Raw genomic sequence first — 16,977 nt, forward strand, 5'->3', positions numbered from 1 at the left:
GCCTGCTTCTTATACAGCGGCCGCCGGGGTCGCCGGGGCGCGTCGATAAGCCAGCCAGATCAGGAACAAACCGCCGACGATCATCGGTACGCACAGCACCTGGCCCATGGTCAGCCAGTTCCAGGCCAGATAGCCCAGTTGCGCATCCGGCACGCGAACAAATTCGACGATGAAACGGAAGATGCCATAGAACAGCGCGAACATCCCGGACACCGCCATGGTCGGCCGCGGCTTGCGCGAGAACAGCCAGAGGATCGCGAACAGCGCCACGCCTTCCAGCGCGAACTGATACAGCTGCGACGGATGACGCGCCAGCTGCGCCGGATCGGTCGGGAAGACCATCGCCCACGGCACGTCGGTCGCCTTGCCCCACAACTCAGCATTGATGAAGTTACCGATACGCCCGGCACCCAGGCCAATCGGCACCATCGGCGCGACGAAGTCCATCAGCTGGAAGAACGACTTGTCATTCTTTTTACCGAACCACAGCGCCGCCAGCATCACGCCGATAAATCCGCCGTGGAACGACATGCCGCCCTTCCACACTTCGAAAATCAGCAGTGGGTTGGCGATGTAGGCGTTCAGGTCGTAAAACAGCACATAACCCAAACGGCCGCCGACGATGACACCCATCGACATCCAGAACACCATGTCGGAGAGTTTCTCTTTGCTCCAGGTCGGGTCGAAGCGGTTCAGCCGACGGGACGCCAACAGCCATGCACCGCCGATGCCGATCAGGTACATCAGGCCGTACCAGTGGATTTTCAGCGGACCGATGGCCAGGGCCACCGGGTCGATCTGCGGGTAAGGCAGCATTGCGACTCCTCCTTAGAGTTGAAACCTTCAAATTCCCGGGCGACGCTGTCACGCCAGGATTAAGCCAGGATTGCGCGATGCGTCAGAGCAGGAAGCTCAAGCCGACGCAAAACAGCAAAGCGGCAAACAGTCTTTTTAGCAAACGCGGCGACAGCCTGTGGGCCAGTCGCGCACCGAGGCGGGCGAAAACCATGCTGGTCAGGGCGATCCCCAGCAGCGCCGGCAAATAAACAAAACCGAGACTATGGGCCGGCAGCAGTGGATCGTGCCACCCCAGAATCATGAAACTTAATGCACTGGCCAGGGCGATTGGCAGGCCACAGGCCGACGAAGTGGCCACCGCCTGCTGCATTGGCACGCTGCGCCAGGTCAGGAACGGCACGGTCAACGAGCCGCCGCCAATCCCGAAAATCGCTGAGGCCCAGCCGATCACGCTGCCAGCCACGGTCAGACCGACTTTACCGGGCACCGTTCGGCTGGCCTTGGGCTTGAAGTCCAAAGCGAGTTGAACGGCGATGATCAGCGCAAATACACCAATGATCTTCTGCAAATGCGGCCCGGAAATCGCTTCGGCAGTCAGCGCGCCGAAACCGGCACCGATCAGAATGCCCAGCGTCATCCAGGCAAAAATCGGCCAACGCACGGCGCCGCGGCGATGGTGCTCGCGAACCGCATTGACCGACGTAAAGATGATTGTCGCCAGCGAGGTGCCGACTGCCAGATGCGTCAGGATCGACGCATCAAATCCCTGCAAGGTGAAACTGAACACCAGCACCGGGACAATGATGATCCCGCCGCCTACCCCGAACAGCCCGGCCAGCACGCCCGCACAGGCGCCCAGCGCCAGATAGAGCAGAAATTCCATGGCCGCATCCCCAAGCATCCCGAATCAGGAGCGGCATGGTAACGGAAGCATGGCCTCTGGCTCCACTGTGGATGGCGATGGATCGATGAGCGATGTCTGCGTAGAGTGAGCAAAAAACACACAAGGACCACCTTATGTGCCTGATTGTTTTTGCCTGGCGGCCGGGTCATGCCCAGCCACTGATCGTGGCGGCCAACCGCGACGAATTCTATGCCCGGCCCAGCCTGCCCCTGGCGCAATGGCCGCAAGCCCCGCACGTGTACGCCGGTCGCGACCTTGAGGCTGGCGGTACGTGGCTCGGTGTCGGCGCCAACGGGCGCTTCGCCGCGCTGACCAACATCCGTGATCCCCTCCAGCCACCGGCGCGCAAATCGCGAGGCGAACTGGTGGCGCAGTTTCTCAGCGGGGACATGTCGATTGACGACTACTTGAGCGACGTTGTTGCACGTTCGCTGGAATATGCCGGGTTTAACCTGCTGATCGGCAATACCAATGAGCTATGGCACTTCAATGCCCGTGAGACAGAGGCAGTCATGCTCAAACCTGGGGTTTATGGCCTATCGAACGCGGGGCTGGATACGCCGTGGCCAAAAGTGCTCAAGGCCAAGGCAGCATTGAGCGAAGTGTTGGGCGATCCGCAGCCACAGGCGCTATTGGCCTTGCTGAGCGACCCGCAGACGGCGCCACTTGCCGAACTGCCGGACACTGGCGTGGGGCAAGCTACCGAGACGTTGTTGTCGAGCGTATTTATCAAGAGCCCGACTTATGGGACACGGGCGAGCACGGCGTTGATTGTTCAGGCGGAGGGGGGACGGCATATGGTCGAAAGGAGTTTCGGGCCGTATGGGGGGCATTTGGGGGAAGTGGAAGTCAGGATTTAATTTTGTACTGTCTGGACTGGCCCCATCGCAGGCAAGCCAGCTCCCACAGGTTTTGGTGTTGATCACAAATCTGTGAGTCGACCCAAGTTCCTGTGGGAGCTGGCTTGCCTGCGATGAGGCCATCAGCCTTTTAAAGGGTTTTAACCGAAGCCGGATTAATCATCCGCGCCAGCCCAAGGTTCTTCAGCGCCAACTGCAGCGAGCTGTGGATAACTTGCGGGTTGTCGATGGTCATCAGCTCAGCCAGCAACTCCTTGGCCTTGCTCAGATTGATCTGACGCAGCATCCACTTCACTTTCGGCAGGTTGGTGGCGTTCATCGACAGGCTGTCGAAACCCATCGCCATCAACAACACCGCCGCCGCCGGGTCACCGGCCATTTCGCCGCAGATACTCACAGGCTTGCCTTCGGCATGAGCGTCACGCACCACGCTCTGAAGGGCTTGCAGCACCGCTGGGTGCAGGTAGTCGTAGAGATCGGCCACCCGCGGGTTGTTGCGGTCCACGGCCAGCAGATACTGGGTCAGATCGTTGGAACCGACCGACAGGAAGTCCACTTGCCGCGCCAGTTCCTTTGTCTGATACACCGCCGCCGGAATCTCGATCATCACGCCAATCGGCGGCATGGGCACGTCGCAGCCTTCGTCGCGCACTTCGCCCCAGGCCCGATGAATCAGGTGCAGGGCTTCTTCCAGTTCATGGGTGCCGGAAATCATCGGCAGCAAAATACGCAGGTTGTTCAGGCCCTCGCTGGCCTTGAGCATGGCGCGGGTTTGAACCAGGAAAATCTCCGGGTGATCGAGGGTCACACGAATGCCACGCCAGCCGAGGAACGGGTTGTCTTCCTTGATCGGGAAGTACGACAGCGCCTTGTCGCCGCCGATGTCCAGGCTGCGCATGGTCACCGGTTGCGGATGGAACGCGGCGAGCTGCTCGCGATAGATTGCCAGCTGCTCCTTTTCGCTCGGGAAGCGCTGATTGATCATGAACGGCACTTCGGTGCGGTACAGACCCACGCCCTCGGCACCGCGCTTCTGCGCCCGTGCCACGTCCGCCAGCAGGCCAGTGTTGACCCACAGCGGCATGCGGTGACCGTCGACCGTTATGCACGGCAGGTCCCGCAGTGCATCCAGGCCGAGGGCCAGTTGCTTCTCTTCCTCGACCACCTCGGCGAACTGCTTGCGCAGCACATCACTCGGGTTGGTATAGACCTCACCGTGGTAGCCGTCGACGATCATCTGGATGCCGTCGACCTTGGAGTACGGCAAGTCGACCAGGCCCATCACCGTCGGGATGCCCATGGCGCGCGCCAGGATCGCCACGTGGGAGTTGCCGGAACCGAGTACCGACACCAGACCGACCAGCTTGCCTTCCGGCACCTCGCCGAGCATTGCCGGCGTCAGTTCTTCGCTGACCAGAATGGTGTTGTCGGGGTAGACCAGCGTCTGCTGCCGCTCTTCCTGCAGATAAGCCAGCAAGCGCCGACCGAGGTCTTTGACGTCCGAGGCGCGCTCACGCAGGTAGGCGTCGTCCATCAATTCGAAACGGTTGACGTGTTCGGTGACCACCTGACGCAACGCACCCTGGGCCCACTGACCGGTCTTGATCACCGTGGTGATTTCGCTGCCGAGCGAGGCATCGTCGAGCATCATCAGGTAAACGTCGAACAGCGCCCGCTCTTCAGGCCGCAGCTGGGTCGCCAGTTTGGCGGACAAGGCTCGCATGTCGGCGCGCACGCCCTCGATGGCAGTTTTGAACAGGCCAAGTTCCGCGTTGATGTCGGTGATGGTCTTGTCCGGCACCACGTCCAGGTCGGCCGGCGGCAGCATGACGACCGCGGTTCCGACCGCCGCGCCCGGTGAGCCCGGTACACCGACGAACTTTGCTTCCTGGATACCTTTGCCCTGACGGCCCAGGCCACGGATCGAGCCGGTGGCCTCGGCGTGGGCGATAACGCCGGCAAGTTGCGCGCTCATGGTCACGAGGAAGGCTTCTTCACCTTCATCGAACTGGCGGCGTTCTTTTTGCTGAATGACCAACACGCCGACGACGCGACGGTGGTGAATGATCGGCGCCCCGAGGAACGAGGCGTAGCGCTCTTCACCGGTCTCGGCGAAGTAACGGTAGCGCGGGTGATCCGCGGCGTTTTCGAGGTTCAGGGGTTCTTCACGCGTGCCGACCAGGCCGACCAGACCTTCGTTGGGTGCCATGCTGACTTTGCCGATCGAGCGCTTGTTCAAGCCCTCGGTGGCCATCAGCACGAAGCGGTTGGTCTCTGGGTCAAGCAGGTAGACCGAGCAGACCTGGCTGCCCATGGCCTCTTTGACGCGCAACACAATAATCCCCAACGCCGCCTTGAGATCCTTGGCGGAGTTAACTTCCTGGACGATCTTGCGCAGCGTATTGAGCATGGCTCGGGGTCGAACTCCGTCGTCAGTCGCGCGCTAAAAGGCGCGGGGCAAGCTCTTTGAGAGCGCGGCGATAAACCTCGCGCTTGAATGTCACCACCTGGCCCAACGGATACCAATAACTGACCCAGCGCCAGCCATCGAATTCCGGTTTACCGGTCAAATCCATCCGCACCCGCTGCTCGTTGGAGATCAGGCGCAGGAGAAACCATTTCTGCTTCTGGCCGATGCACAGTGGTTGGCTGTGCGTCCTGACCAGACGTTGCGGCAAACGATAGCGCAACCAGCCCCGGGTGCAGGCGAGTATTTCAACATCTTCGCGCTCCAGGCCCACTTCTTCGTTCAACTCGCGGTACAAGGCGTCTTCCGGCGTCTCCTGGGGGTTGATCCCTCCCTGTGGAAACTGCCAGGCATCTTGATTGATACGGCGAGCCCATAGCACCTGGCCGGCATCATTCGTCAGAATGATCCCGACATTGGGGCGGAAACCATCGGGGTCGATCACGGCAACAACCTCGCAAACGCATGTCGTCGCATTGTTCCACAAAGGTTGTGAAAGCAGCAACGAGCCGACCTACCTTATGTGCACTCTTGTGAAAAGTCCGTATTCTGGACACCTTTCTACAGACTTTTCAGCGAGTAACTGCAATGCGGCTGGCTTTATTCGACTTGGACAACACGCTTCTGGGCGGTGACAGTGACCACGCCTGGGGCGATTATCTGTGCGAACGCGGTTTCCTCGACGCCGTCGCCTACAAGGCACGCAACGACGAGTTCTATCAGGATTACCTGGCCGGCAAGCTGGATAACGACGCGTACCTGAACTTCTGCCTGGAAGTTCTCGGCCGCACCGAGATGGCCACGCTGGATCAATGGCACCTGGACTACATGCGCGACTGCATCGAACCGATCGTGCTGCCCAAGGGCCTCGAACTGTTGGCTAAACACCGTGAGGCCGGCGACAAACTGGTGATCATCACCGCCACCAATCGCTTTGTGACCGGACCGATTGCCACGCGTTTAGGCGTCGAAACCCTGATCGCCACCGAATGCGAAATGATCGACGGCCGTTACAGCGGGCGCAGCACCGATGTTCCGTGCTTCCGTGAAGGCAAGGTGACCCGGTTGATTCGTTGGCTGGAAGAGACTGGCCACAACCTGGAAGACAGCTATTTCTACAGCGATTCGATGAATGACTTGCCGTTGCTGGAACAGGTGGCGAATCCGATTGCTGTTGATCCGGACGTGAATCTGCGGGCCGAGGCTGAAAAGCGTGGTTGGCCGGTGATCAGCCTGCGCGACTAAAAGCTGTCTCAATGCCCACAGTGGTTGCCGCCCCCCTGTGGGCGAGCTTTCAAGCGGTCTTGGCCACCATCAGGTAGAAGATCGCCATGAAAGCCAAAAACGCCGGCCAGCCCAAGGCAAACCACCAGCGCATGTAGGTCGCTGCCTTGATCGGCATCGGCGCGCCCTCCAGCAAAGCCTTGTCGGCCATTTTGTGCACGCGGATTTGCAGCCACACCACCGGCAACCAGCAAATCCCCGCCAGGCAATAGAGACCGATGCTCCACATCAGCCAGGTCTGTTGCAGCGGCCAGCCTGCCAGATGCATCAGGCCCAAACCGCTCAGCGGCTGGAGAACGGCTGTGGTGGCGGTGAAAGCCCAGTCGGCAAAAACCAGATGCTTGAAGGTGACAGCAATCACTTCGACCTTGCCGGTGCGCCAGGCCCGAAGTGCGTAATAGGCGGACCCGGCTCCAAGGCCAAAGAGAATAGTCGACGACAGGATGTGCAGGGTTTTCAGTAGCAGATAAGCGCTCATCGGCGGGGTTCAGTCCAAAGAAGCCATAAAGTAGCCACCATCAGCACCAGATTCTTGCCGACAGCCGCGTAAGGATCAAACCAGTAATGGGGCAGCACGAAGCTGATGCAGACGGTGTAACCGAGCATCAAGCCCAATTGCAGCCGCAACGCCAATCGGCGCCAGCGCTTGAACAGCATTCCCAACCCCAGCAAGCCGTCACACACGGCGCCACTGATGACTGCAAACTTCGCCCAGCTACCGTGTATGCCGGTTTCAGCCATGATCCGCAGACTCCATTCGTAGCCGGGGCCCAGACAGACCACTGCCGTCCCCAGCCAGATCAGTGCCAGCACCGCCAACATCAGCGGGCGCAAGGCACGCTGACTGCTTTGAGCCACCGAGGGCCAGTCTTGCAAACAGATTTGCACAGGCGCGGCGCGATAGCAGCAGACCGAAGCCAGTACGTCGGGGTCAGCCAGGTTGTCCCGCTGCGCCAGGGTCACGCTTTGACGGTTCAAGGCCCGCCAGCCGGATCGGTCTCCCAGCCAGCTGCCCACGCGGGTCAACAAGTCAGGTACCTTTACATATCGCCCGGGCGCCCAACCCTGCGCCGCACGCATATGATCGATGACCTCGGCTAGCGTCATCGGCTCGGGACCAACGAGCGGCAGCACCATTGACTGAGCCGGCCATTGCCGCAGCAGGGCCATCACAGCACCCACCAGATCATCGATATGCAGGGGTTGCAGCCGAGCCTTGAGATCCAGCAAGGGGATCAACGGCCAAGGGGAAAGGCCGGCCAGCCAGGCACTGCTCGCACCGCCCGCGCCTAGCACCAGCGAGGGCCGCAAGACGACTGAGGCGATGTTCAGCCCCAACAGATACTCATCTGCCACACCTTTGCTGGCAAGAAACGGCACATCGGATTGAGCCGCCGCCCCCAGCGCGGAAATCTGCAGTACCCGGACACCCTGGCGCGCAGCCTGATCGAACAACACTCGGGTGCCGCGATCCTGAATCAGACTCAGCGTCTGCGCGTCGACGCTCAGAAGACCGGCGGCATTGATCAACAGATCGACATCGTAGGGAAAAACAAAATGCGCGGGATCGCCCGCCAACAACCCGAGATCCAGTCGCCGCCACTCAACACCCGGCCAACCCGGAGCCTGAGGTTCGCGGCTGGTGGCAATGACCGAATGGCCCGCACCGCGCAGCGCACGCAACAGGTGGCGGCCCACAAAACCTGTGCCACCCGCCAATAGAATTTTCATGAACGTCCTTGTTGCTTAAACGGGTTTTGCACCCATCAATGCAGCAATAGAGAGAAAACCGACGCCACTGACGATCGCCAGCCCCAGCGTGAACTTCCAGCTGCCGGCACCGCCAGTGCGCAGGCGATTCAGTCGCGCCAGCAGCCACAGCGCGCTAAACGCCGCTATGACATAGATGACACTGGAACCCAGCACCCATGTCTGACCCAACGGCCAGCCGACCAGATGCACCAGCCACCAGCCTGTGAACGGCATGCTGAGCATGCACAGCAGCGCCAGATACCAGACAAACAACCACGGCCGGCGCAGCGTACTGGCCGGCCCCTCGCCACGCTTACGCCAGGTCAGAACCGCGAGCCCCAGACCGCAAGCCAGCAACACAACGGTCGCCGCGACGTGGAGGACTTTGAGGGTAGTCAGGGTTTCCATGTGTTTTCTTCCTTAGGCCGTGCCCATCAGCGTAGCCGCTCAGCCGAGAAACAGCTGATAGGCCGGGTTGTCGCTTTCGTCCCAGTACGGGTAACCGATTTCTTCCAGCGCGGCCGGTACCAGGTGACGCTCGTCGTGCGGCACTTGCAGGCCCGCGACCACACGGCCATCTGCCGCGCCGTGGTTGCGGTAGTGGAACATCGAAATGTTCCAGCGCCCGCCGAGTTTGTTGAGGAAGTTGAACAACGCACCCGGACGCTCCGGGAACTCGAAGCGCAGCACCACTTCATCGACCACATGGACAGCACGCCCGCCTACCATGTGGCGGATGTGCAACTTGGCCAGTTCGTTGTCGGTCAGGTCGAGCACCGGGAAACCCTGCTCGGTGAGACTGGCGAGCAGCGCACTGCGCGGGTCGTTTTCCGGATGCGTCTGCACGCCGACAAAGATGTGCGCTTCGCTGCCAGTGTTGTAGCGGTAATTGAATTCGGTGATCTGGCGCTTGCCGATGGCTTCGCAGAACGCCTTGAAGCTGCCCGGTTTCTCGGGAATGGTCACGGCGATGATGGCTTCGCGACCCTCGCCCAGTTCAGCGCGCTCGGCCACGTGGCGCAAGCGGTCGAAGTTGACGTTGGCGCCGGAGTCGATGGCCACGAAGGTATGCCCCGTGACACCGCGTTGCTCGACATACTTCTTGATCCCGGCCACGCCCAAGGCGCCGGCAGGTTCAGTGATCGAGCGGGTATCGTCGTAGATATCCTTGATTGCCGCACAAATCTCGTCGGTGCTGACGGTGATGACTTCGTCTACGTAGTCTTTGCAGATATCGAAAGTGTGCTGACCGATCTGAGCCACCGCGACGCCGTCGGCAAAGAGCCCCACGGTCGGCAGCACCACCCGCTCGCCGGCCGCCATGGCGGCTTGCAGGCAGTTGGAGTCATCCGGTTCGACGCCGATGATTTTGATGTCCGGGCGCAGGTATTTCACGTACGCCGCGATCCCGGCGATCAGCCCGCCGCCGCCCACCGGAACGAAGATCGCATCCAGGCGCCCAGGGTGCTGGCGCAGAATCTCCATCGCCACCGTGCCCTGCCCGGCAATGGTGTGGGGATCGTCGTAAGGGTGAATGTAGACGTAGCCTTTTTCGTCGACCAGTTTCAGCGAGTAGGCCAAGGCTTCCGGGAACGAATCCCCGTGCAGCACCACTTTGCCGCCGCGCGAGCGTACGCCTTCGACCTTGATCTCCGGGGTGGTCTTGGGCATCACGATGGTCGCTTTCACGCCCAGAACCTTGGCCGCCAGGGCCAGGCCTTGCGCATGATTGCCCGCCGACGCGGTGACCACGCCGCGAGCGCGCTCTTCATCGCTCAGCTGCGTCAACTTGTTATAGGCGCCGCGAATCTTGAACGAGAACACCGGCTGCAAGTCTTCACGCTTGAGCCAGATATCGTTGCCCAGCCGCTCGGAGAGCTGGCGGGCAGTCTGCAATGGGGTTTCTACGGCAACGTCATAAACGCGCGAGGTGAGGATCTTTTTGACGTACTGTTCGAGCATCGGAAAGCATCACTGAGCGGGTTGGGCAGGGTCAAGGAGTCTAACCCGGCTTTTGGGCGGGCGACCACACTAAACAGATGGTTTTAGCCGCTCGCGAACGCAAGAGACTCATTGTGGCGAGGGAGCTTGCTCCCGCTGGAGCGCGAAGCGCTCCCAAAACAGACACCCCCGTTCTTTCAGACACACCGCATCAGCAGGTTTTACGACTGCTGCGCAGCCGAGCGGGAGCAAGCCCCCTCGCCACCATTCGACATACCGGCAATGACCTTCCCCATCGCGAGGCCTATAATGCCGGCCTTTCGTTCCCCTTTCGGCACTTCGGAGCCCGCATGACCCAGGATCAACTCAAACAGGCCGTAGCCCAGGCCGCCGTCGACTTCATCCTTCCGAAACTCGACGACAAGAGCATCGTCGGGGTCGGCACCGGCTCCACCGCCAACTGCTTCATCGATGCCCTGGCCAAGCACAAAGGCGCGTTCGATGGCGCGGTCGCCAGTTCCGAAGCCACCGCCGCCCGCCTCAAGGGCCACGGCATTGCGGTGTATGAGCTCAATACCGTCAGCGACCTGGAGTTCTACGTCGACGGCGCCGATGAAAGCGACGAACACCTGAATCTGATCAAGGGCGGCGGCGCGGCCCTGACCCGCGAGAAGATTGTTGCGGCCGTGGCCAAGACCTTCATCTGCATCGCCGACGCCAGCAAACTGGTGCCGGTGCTCGGTGCGTTCCCGCTGCCGGTGGAAGTGATCCCGATGGCCCGCAGCCACGTGGCCCGCCAACTGGTGAAACTCGGCGGCGACCCGGTTTACCGTGAAGGCGTGCTGACCGACAACGGCAACATCATCCTCGATGTGTTCAACATGCAGATCACCAACCCGGTGGAGCTGGAAACACAGATCAATGCCATCGTCGGCGTGGTCACCAACGGTTTGTTCGCAGCCCGCCCGGCCGATTTGCTGCTGCTGGGGACGAGTGAAGGTGTGAAAACCCTGCGCGCCGAGTAAGTGAAATCGCCCAGATTTATGGGCAAATGAAATACCTGTGGGAGCGGGCTTGCCCGCGATGAGGCCGTCACATTCAACATTGATGTTGACTGAAAGGCCGCCATCGCGGGCAAGCCCGCTCCCACAGTGTTTTGGGATACCGGTTAGTTTTGCGTCGGTTTTTTGAAGACGTAGAAAAGATTCGGCTCGCTGACGAGGTACAGGGTGCCGTCGTCGTCCATGGCGATGCCTTCTGCTTGCGGCACAGTCTTCTGCAATCCCTGACGACCCTTGCTCAGTGACAGAGTGGTCAGCGGTCGCCCATCGACATCCAGCTCCAGAATCAGTCGTGACTCATCGGACAGCGCCAGCAGATGGCCGCTGCGCTCGTCGTATTGCAGGCTCGACAGGTCTCGCACGAACATCCCGGCATCGCGCTTGGGGTTGTTCACCACATGCACCGCGTAGGATTTCTCCGGGTTGTAATGCGGAAAGCCCTGAACTTCGTAGATCAGCATCGGGTCGCGCTCCTTGGCGACAAACAAGCGCTTGCCCACCGAGTCATAGGCCAACCCTTCAAAACCCTTGTTGCCGCTCATGTGCACGCCGAGGGTCATCTGCTCGGCGTCCGCGGCATCGAGGAACGTCGTGTCCTTTTCCAGATGAATCTTGATCAGCCGTTGCTGGCGCTCGTCGGTGATCACGTAAGTGTCAGCACTGATGAATTCCACCGCCTCCGGGTCGCCAAACCCGACCAACGCCACACGCCGCAGGATTTTGCCTTCCAGGGACAATTCGATCAGTTCGGCATTTTTGTTGGTAACGGTGAACAAGCTTTTACGCACGGGATCGAAGGTCAGCGCCGAAACATCGTGGTCCAGACCGTCAATGACTTGCGCCTCGATGACTGCCTGATACTGATCCAGACCAATGGACTGGGCATTCATAGGCTGCCATAACGCCTGCACATTGAACCAGGTGCGCTCGAACAGACGCAGGTACTGGCCGACTGCAATCAGCACGATCAGCGCAATTACCGACAGGATCAGCATCAGGGGTTTGGGACGGGCAAGTCGGCGCATTCAGGCGAGCTCGGCAACAAGACGGGCGGATGAAATACCACGGCAGTATGAATTCAAGCTTAATGGCCAGTGGCCTTCGACCACAATTACCGAACTCTACGGTTGTTTTTCGAACCGGTAGAACAGGTTAGGTTCGCTCACCATGTACAGCGTACCCGCTTCGTCCATGGTCACGCCTTCGGCACGAGGAATGGTTTCCTTCAGACCATTGAACCCCCCAAGCAAAGTCATGAAGCTGACCTGCTCGCCTTTCTCGTTCAATTCCAGCAACAAGTGAGAGTCGGCGGACAGCACCAGGGTGTGGCCGGTGCGCGGATCGATAGCCAGGGCCGAGAGATTGCGGATGTCCAACTCATCGCTGGGCAGCTTTTGCTTGTCGCCCTTGAGGATTTGGCTTCCGTCGCTTTTCCAGCTGAACAGTGCCGGCGGACGCTCTTCACCCAGCAGCAGTTGCTGGTTGCGCGCATCCCAGACGATCGCCTCGAAGGCCTTATTCTGGTTTTTCGACGGGCCAAGGTCATATTTCGGGAAACTGTCGATATTCAATTCGCGAGTATCGGCATCGACCTTGACGATGGAAAGCAGGTGTTTGCGCTCATCGGTAATCGCCAGCAAACCGTTACCCATGGCCGTCACGCCTTCCGGGTTACCCCAACCCACCAGCGGCATCTTGCGTAACACGTCGCCTTGCAACGTCAATTCGACCAGAAACGGGTTCTTGCCCATCACCGCAAACAGGGTTTTGGTCTGCGGGTCATAAGACACGTCCGATGCTTCATCCTTCTCCATGCCCGGGAGCAGCTTGGCGTCGATCACAGCCCGATAATCCGGCAGCCAGATACTTTCCTGACGTTCGGCCGGGCTTTCGAAACGCTCCATCACCCAGAGCAGGCCGCGATCGTCCCAATGCATCGCAAACATGAGGCCATACACGGCGGCCGCCACCAGCAAAAACCAGGAATACCAACGCATGACAAAGCGCGAGCGGCGGACAGTTTTCAGCTTGGGCAGCGGTTGGGTGGCCATGCAGGGATGCGTTCCAGAAATTCAGGCTATGGGTAATAGCACATTGGGACTGGCTCAGACGCCAGAAGCCCCGGAATTATCCGGACAAAATGTGAAAAAAACGGGAAATGGCGGGATTGCCCTGTGTGAACACAGAAACTTGCGACCACTAAAAATCATTGTGGGAGCGGGCTTGCCCGCGATGGCGGTCTGACATTCAACATCAATGTTGACTGTTACGACCTCATCGCGGGCAAGCCCGCTCCCACAGGGTTTTGCGTTGGATCAGCGCACGCTACTGGTGAAGCGGCTGGCGCCCGGCAGTTCGAGCACCAGTTCGTCACCAACATTCAGCGGACCAACGCCCACCGGCGTACCCGTGAGAATCACATCACCGGCCTGCAGCGAGAAGCAGCCGGCCATGTACTGGATCATCGGCACGATCGGATTCAGCATGTCCTTGCTGTTGCCATCCTGGCGGACTTCGCCATTGATGGTCAGGCGGATGCCAATGTCGGTCAGGTCGGCGAAGGTACTGCCCGCCACGAATGGCGCAATCACCGCCGCGCCATCGAAGGACTTGGCGATTTCCCACGGCAGGCCCTTGGCTTTCAGCTCGGCCTGTTTGTCGCGCAGAGTCAGGTCCAGAGCCGGGGCGATGCCGGAGATGGCGTCCAGCACTTCTTCACGGCTCGGTTTGGTCGACAATGGCTTGCCAATCAACACGGCGATTTCCGCCTCGTAATGCACCGAGCCACGCTCGGTTGGAATGCTGAAACCGCCTTCCAGCGGCACCACGCAACTGCCCGGTTTGATGAACAGCAGTGGCTCGGTAGGCACCGGATTGTCCAGTTCCTTGGCGTGCTCGGCGTAGTTGCGGCCGATGCATACCACTTTTCCCAACGGGAAATGAATACGCGTACCGTCGACATACTGGTGCTGGTAGCTCATTACCGACTCCTGCTTCGTGCTTTTAAAGTTCGAAGAATCAAACAGCGAAAATCTTGCCCGGGTTCATGATGCCATTCGGGTCGAATACCGCTTTAACGGCTTTCATGTACTCGATCTCAACTGGCGAGCGACTGTAGGTCAAATAGTCACGTTTAGTCATGCCCACACCGTGTTCGGCGGAAATCGAACCGTTGTACTTCTCGACGGTTTCGAACACCCACTTGTTGACAGTCGCGCACTTGGCGAAAAACTCGTCCTTGCTCAGGTTATCCGGCTTGAGGATGTTCAAGTGCAGGTTGCCGTCGCCGATGTGCCCGAACCAGACGATTTCGAAATCCGGGTAGTGTTCGCCGACGATCGCGTCAATCTCCTTCAGGAACCCCGGAACTTTCGACACAGTGACCGAAATGTCGTTTTTGTAAGGCGTCCAGTGGGAAATGGTTTCGGAGATGTATTCGCGCAGCTTCCAGAGATTCTGCAACTGGGTTTCGCTCTGGCTCATCACGCCGTCCAGCACCCAGCCTTCCTCGACGCAGTGCTCGAAGGTTTCCAGGGCATGGTTGGCCACTTCTTCAGTGGTCGCTTCGAATTCCAGCAGCGCGTAGAACGGGCAATCGGATTCAAACGGCGCCGGCACATCGCCGCGCGCCATAACCTTGGCCAGAGCTTTGTCAGAGAAGAATTCGAAGGCGGTCAGGTCAAGTTTGCTCTGGAAGGCGTGCAACACCGGCATGATCGAATCGAAATCGGCGGTGCCGAGGACCATTGCGGTGAGGTTTTTCGGCGCACGGTCCAGACGCATGGTGGCCTCGACCACAAAACCCAGCGTGCCTTCGGCGCCGATAAACAGCTGACGCAGGTCGTAGCCGGTGGCGTTCTTGATCAGGTCCTTGTTCAGTTCCAGCAGATCGCCCTTGCCGGTGACGACCTTCATGCCGGCCACCCAGTTGCGGGTCATGCCGTAGCGAATCACCTTGATCCCGCCGGCATTGGTGCCGATATTGCCGCCAATCTGGCTGGAACCTGCCGACGCGAAGTCCACCGGGTAGTACAGACCGTGTTCTTCGGCTTTGTTCTGTAATTGCTCAGTGACCACGCCTGGCTGACAAACGGCCGTGCGGTCGGTCAGGTTCACGTCGAGGATCTGATTCATATAGTCGAAGGACACGACCACTTCGCCATTGGCGGCCACGGCCGCAGCCGAAAGCCCGGTACGACCGCCGGACGGCACCAGCGCCACCTTGTGTTCATTGGCCCAACGAACAATGGCCTGGACCTGCTCGGTGGTCTTGGGAAACACGATGGCCGTCGGGGCCGGGGCGAAATGCTTGGTCCAATCCTTACCGTAAGCATTCAGGGAGTCGGCGTCGGTCAGCACCTTGCCAGGCTCAACCAGGGTCTTCAGCTCATCAATCAGGGCAGGATTGGTCATCGACAGAACTCTCGAACAATTCATGGTCATCCTGAAGACGCTTCACGTCGCAGGAATGAGTGTTTAGCGGGGTGCATATGCTAGCATACCGACCCCGCAGGATAGTGCCCAAAGGCTGTTCTGCGGCGACGGCTTTCTTGCCGTCCGGGTCAGCATCTGCTGGCTACTTCCTGCCATTTTTTCTCCGGGACACAGGTTTACGCAGATGAGCAAGACTTCTCTCGATAAGAGCAAGATCAAGTTCCTTCTTCTCGAAGGCGTCCACCAATCGGCTGTCGACGTCCTCAAGGCGGCGGGCTACACCAGCATCGAGTACCTCACAGGTTCTCTGCCGGAAGCCCAGCTGAAGGAAAAGATCGCTGATGCTCACTTCATCGGCATTCGCTCCCGCACTCAACTGACCGAAGAAATTTTCGATCACGCGAAGAAACTGGTGGCGGTTGGCTGTTTCTGCATCGGCACCAACCAGGTCGACCTCAACGCGGCTCGCGAACGCGGCATCGCAGTATTCAACGCGCCGTACTCCAACACTCGCTCCGTAGCCGAGCTGGTATTGGCCGAAGCGATCCTGTTGCTGCGCGGCATTCCTGAGAAGAACGCTTCCTGCCACCGTGGCGGCTGGATCAAGAGCGCAGCCAACTCCTTCGAAATCCGTGGCAAGAAGCTGGGTATCGTCGGTTACGGCTCGATCGGTACTCAATTGTCGGTCCTGGCTGAAGGCCTGGGCATGCAGGTGTACTTCTACGACACGGTGACCAAGCTGCCATTGGGCAACGCAACGCAAGTTGCCAGCCTGACCGAGTTGCTGGGCATGTCCGACATCGTCACTCTGCACGTTCCGGAAACCGCAGCCACCCAGTGGATGATCGGCGAGAAGGAAATCCGCGCCATCAAGAAGGGCGGCATTCTGATCAACGCTGCTCGCGGCACCGTGGTCGAACTGGACGCCCTGGCGGACGCGATCAAGGACAAACACCTGATCGGTGCGGCCATCGACGTATTCCCGGTGGAGCCGCGCTCCAACGAAGAAGAGTTCGAAAGCCCGCTGCGTGGCCTGGACAACGTGATCCTGACCCCGCACATCGGTGGTTCCACCGCTGAGGCGCAGGCCAACATTGGTCTGGAAGTGGCGGAAAAACTGGTCAAGTACAGCGACAACGGTACTTCGGTATCGTCCGTGAACTTCCCGGAAGTGGCTCTGCCGGCTCACCCTGGCAAGCACCGTCTGCTGCACATCCACGAGAACATTCCGGGTGTGATGAGCGAGATCAACAAGGTCTTCGCCGAAAACGGCATCAACATTTCCGGTCAGTTCCTGCAGACCAACGAGAAAGTCGGCTACGTCGTGATCGACGTCGACGCCGATTACTCGGAAATTGCCCAGGAGAAGCTGCAGCACATCAACGGCACCATTCGTTGCCGCGTGTTGTTCTGATCGCGTTTTGAGCGACAAAAAAGGGAGACCCTCGGGTCTCCCTTTTTCATGGCTGTGGAAAA

16 protein-coding genes are annotated in these 16,977 nt (G+C 59.6%); 4 read left to right on the plus strand and 12 right to left on the minus strand.

Annotated elements, in window-relative coordinates:
* Positions 1-9: 9 nt before the first annotated feature.
* Together lgt and AB3226_RS13035 are read right to left on the minus strand one after the other, a co-directional pair.
* Positions 10-816: a prolipoprotein diacylglyceryl transferase gene (gene lgt / locus AB3226_RS13030; RefSeq protein WP_367373339.1), complete on the minus strand. Its 807-nt coding sequence runs from the start codon at positions 814-816 to the stop codon at positions 10-12.
* Positions 817-898: 82 nt separating this feature from the next.
* Entirely contained in the window at positions 899-1,681 is a 783-nt protein-coding gene (locus AB3226_RS13035; protein ID WP_367373340.1) for a sulfite exporter TauE/SafE family protein, read from the minus strand.
* 134 nt (positions 1,682-1,815) lie between these two features.
* Here AB3226_RS13035 and AB3226_RS13040 point away from each other — a divergent pair, with 134 nt between their 5' ends.
* Positions 1,816-2,562: an NRDE family protein gene (locus AB3226_RS13040; RefSeq protein WP_367373341.1), complete on the plus strand. Its 747-nt coding sequence runs from the start codon at positions 1,816-1,818 to the stop codon at positions 2,560-2,562.
* Between the two features lie 130 nt (positions 2,563-2,692).
* Here the strand turns inward: AB3226_RS13040 and ptsP are convergent, their stop codons facing one another.
* Both ptsP and AB3226_RS13050 read right to left on the minus strand, forming a co-directional pair.
* Positions 2,693-4,972 (minus strand): phosphoenolpyruvate--protein phosphotransferase, encoded by a 2,280-nt coding sequence (gene ptsP, locus AB3226_RS13045; protein ID WP_038980905.1) that lies wholly within the window; start codon positions 4,970-4,972, stop codon positions 2,693-2,695.
* A 22-nt stretch (positions 4,973-4,994) separates the two neighbouring features.
* On the minus strand, positions 4,995-5,474 hold the full coding sequence (locus AB3226_RS13050) for an RNA pyrophosphohydrolase (protein WP_007897732.1): 480 nt from the start codon (positions 5,472-5,474) through the stop codon (positions 4,995-4,997).
* Between the two features lie 143 nt (positions 5,475-5,617).
* On the opposite strand from AB3226_RS13050, the gene AB3226_RS13055 reads away from it, so the two are divergent.
* Positions 5,618-6,274, plus strand: a complete 657-nt coding sequence (locus tag AB3226_RS13055) for an HAD family hydrolase (protein ID WP_367373342.1) — start codon at positions 5,618-5,620, stop codon at positions 6,272-6,274.
* Positions 6,275-6,323: 49 nt separating this feature from the next.
* Here AB3226_RS13055 and AB3226_RS13060 read toward each other — a convergent pair whose 3' ends face one another.
* The 4 genes from AB3226_RS13060 to ilvA are packed head-to-tail and all read right to left on the minus strand — an operon-like array spanning position 6,324 to position 10,027.
* Positions 6,324-6,791, minus strand: a complete 468-nt coding sequence (locus tag AB3226_RS13060) for a DUF2269 family protein (RefSeq protein ID WP_367373343.1) — start codon at positions 6,789-6,791, stop codon at positions 6,324-6,326.
* A complete protein-coding gene (locus AB3226_RS13065; protein WP_367373344.1) occupies positions 6,788-8,044 on the minus strand; it encodes an SDR family oxidoreductase in 1,257 nt (418 codons plus the stop codon). The genes AB3226_RS13060 and AB3226_RS13065 overlap by 4 nt, the downstream gene beginning before the upstream one ends.
* Before the next feature lie 15 nt (positions 8,045-8,059).
* On the minus strand, positions 8,060-8,473 hold the full coding sequence (locus tag AB3226_RS13070) for a DUF2269 family protein (RefSeq protein ID WP_367373345.1): 414 nt from the start codon (positions 8,471-8,473) through the stop codon (positions 8,060-8,062).
* 39 nt (positions 8,474-8,512) lie between these two features.
* Positions 8,513-10,027 carry a threonine ammonia-lyase, biosynthetic gene (gene ilvA / locus AB3226_RS13075; RefSeq protein WP_050682241.1) on the minus strand — a complete coding sequence of 505 codons (1,515 nt, stop codon included), beginning with the start codon at positions 10,025-10,027 and terminating at the stop codon, positions 8,513-8,515.
* Between the two features lie 329 nt (positions 10,028-10,356).
* Here ilvA and rpiA point away from each other — a divergent pair, with 329 nt between their 5' ends.
* Entirely contained in the window at positions 10,357-11,031 is a 675-nt protein-coding gene (gene rpiA, locus AB3226_RS13080) for a ribose-5-phosphate isomerase RpiA (protein ID WP_367373346.1), read from the plus strand.
* A 143-nt stretch (positions 11,032-11,174) separates the two neighbouring features.
* Here the strand turns inward: rpiA and AB3226_RS13085 are convergent, their stop codons facing one another.
* The 4 genes from AB3226_RS13085 to AB3226_RS13100 form a co-directional block, all read right to left on the minus strand.
* Positions 11,175-12,092 (minus strand): SdiA-regulated domain-containing protein, encoded by a 918-nt coding sequence (locus AB3226_RS13085; RefSeq protein ID WP_367373347.1) that lies wholly within the window; start codon positions 12,090-12,092, stop codon positions 11,175-11,177.
* 96 nt (positions 12,093-12,188) lie between these two features.
* Positions 12,189-13,118: an SdiA-regulated domain-containing protein gene (locus AB3226_RS13090; protein ID WP_367373348.1), complete on the minus strand. Its 930-nt coding sequence runs from the start codon at positions 13,116-13,118 to the stop codon at positions 12,189-12,191.
* 264 nt (positions 13,119-13,382) lie between these two features.
* Entirely contained in the window at positions 13,383-14,048 is a 666-nt protein-coding gene (locus AB3226_RS13095) for a fumarylacetoacetate hydrolase family protein (protein ID WP_008007329.1), read from the minus strand.
* Positions 14,049-14,085: 37 nt separating this feature from the next.
* A complete protein-coding gene (locus tag AB3226_RS13100; RefSeq protein ID WP_367373349.1) occupies positions 14,086-15,480 on the minus strand; it encodes an FAD-binding oxidoreductase in 1,395 nt (464 codons plus the stop codon).
* A gap of 205 nt (positions 15,481-15,685) precedes the next feature.
* On the opposite strand from AB3226_RS13100, the gene serA reads away from it, so the two are divergent.
* Positions 15,686-16,915 (plus strand): phosphoglycerate dehydrogenase, encoded by a 1,230-nt coding sequence (serA, locus tag AB3226_RS13105; RefSeq protein WP_367373350.1) that lies wholly within the window; start codon positions 15,686-15,688, stop codon positions 16,913-16,915.
* Positions 16,916-16,977: the final 62 nt, after the last annotated feature.

Source organism: Pseudomonas lini, from assembly GCF_964063345.1.
Lineage (GTDB): Bacteria > Pseudomonadota > Gammaproteobacteria > Pseudomonadales > Pseudomonadaceae > Aquipseudomonas > Aquipseudomonas lini_B.

Bases quoted from the DNA above. Each gene is read 5' to 3' on its own strand.
- AB3226_RS13095 (WP_008007329.1), bottom strand. From the start codon at position 14,048: ATGAGCTACCAGCACCAGTATGTCGACGGTACGCGTATTCATTTCCCG.
- AB3226_RS13070 (WP_367373345.1), bottom strand. From the start codon at position 8,473: ATGGAAACCCTGACTACCCTCAAAGTCCTCCACGTCGCGGCGACCGTT.
- AB3226_RS13090 (WP_367373348.1), bottom strand. From the start codon at position 13,118: ATGGCCACCCAACCGCTGCCCAAGCTGAAAACTGTCCGCCGCTCGCGC.
- AB3226_RS13065 (WP_367373344.1), bottom strand. From the start codon at position 8,044: ATGAAAATTCTATTGGCGGGTGGCACAGGTTTTGTGGGCCGCCACCTG.
- AB3226_RS13100 (WP_367373349.1), bottom strand. From the start codon at position 15,480: ATGACCAATCCTGCCCTGATTGATGAGCTGAAGACCCTGGTTGAGCCT.
- lgt (WP_367373339.1), bottom strand. From the start codon at position 816: ATGCTGCCTTACCCGCAGATCGACCCGGTGGCCCTGGCCATCGGTCCG.
- ptsP (WP_038980905.1), bottom strand. From the start codon at position 4,972: ATGCTCAATACGCTGCGCAAGATCGTCCAGGAAGTTAACTCCGCCAAG.
- AB3226_RS13055 (WP_367373342.1), top strand. From the start codon at position 5,618: ATGCGGCTGGCTTTATTCGACTTGGACAACACGCTTCTGGGCGGTGAC.
- AB3226_RS13060 (WP_367373343.1), bottom strand. From the start codon at position 6,791: ATGAGCGCTTATCTGCTACTGAAAACCCTGCACATCCTGTCGTCGACT.
- ilvA (WP_050682241.1), bottom strand. From the start codon at position 10,027: ATGCTCGAACAGTACGTCAAAAAGATCCTCACCTCGCGCGTTTATGAC.
- rpiA (WP_367373346.1), top strand. From the start codon at position 10,357: ATGACCCAGGATCAACTCAAACAGGCCGTAGCCCAGGCCGCCGTCGAC.
- AB3226_RS13035 (WP_367373340.1), bottom strand. From the start codon at position 1,681: ATGGAATTTCTGCTCTATCTGGCGCTGGGCGCCTGTGCGGGCGTGCTG.
- AB3226_RS13085 (WP_367373347.1), bottom strand. From the start codon at position 12,092: ATGCGCCGACTTGCCCGTCCCAAACCCCTGATGCTGATCCTGTCGGTA.
- AB3226_RS13040 (WP_367373341.1), top strand. From the start codon at position 1,816: ATGTGCCTGATTGTTTTTGCCTGGCGGCCGGGTCATGCCCAGCCACTG.
- serA (WP_367373350.1), top strand. From the start codon at position 15,686: ATGAGCAAGACTTCTCTCGATAAGAGCAAGATCAAGTTCCTTCTTCTC.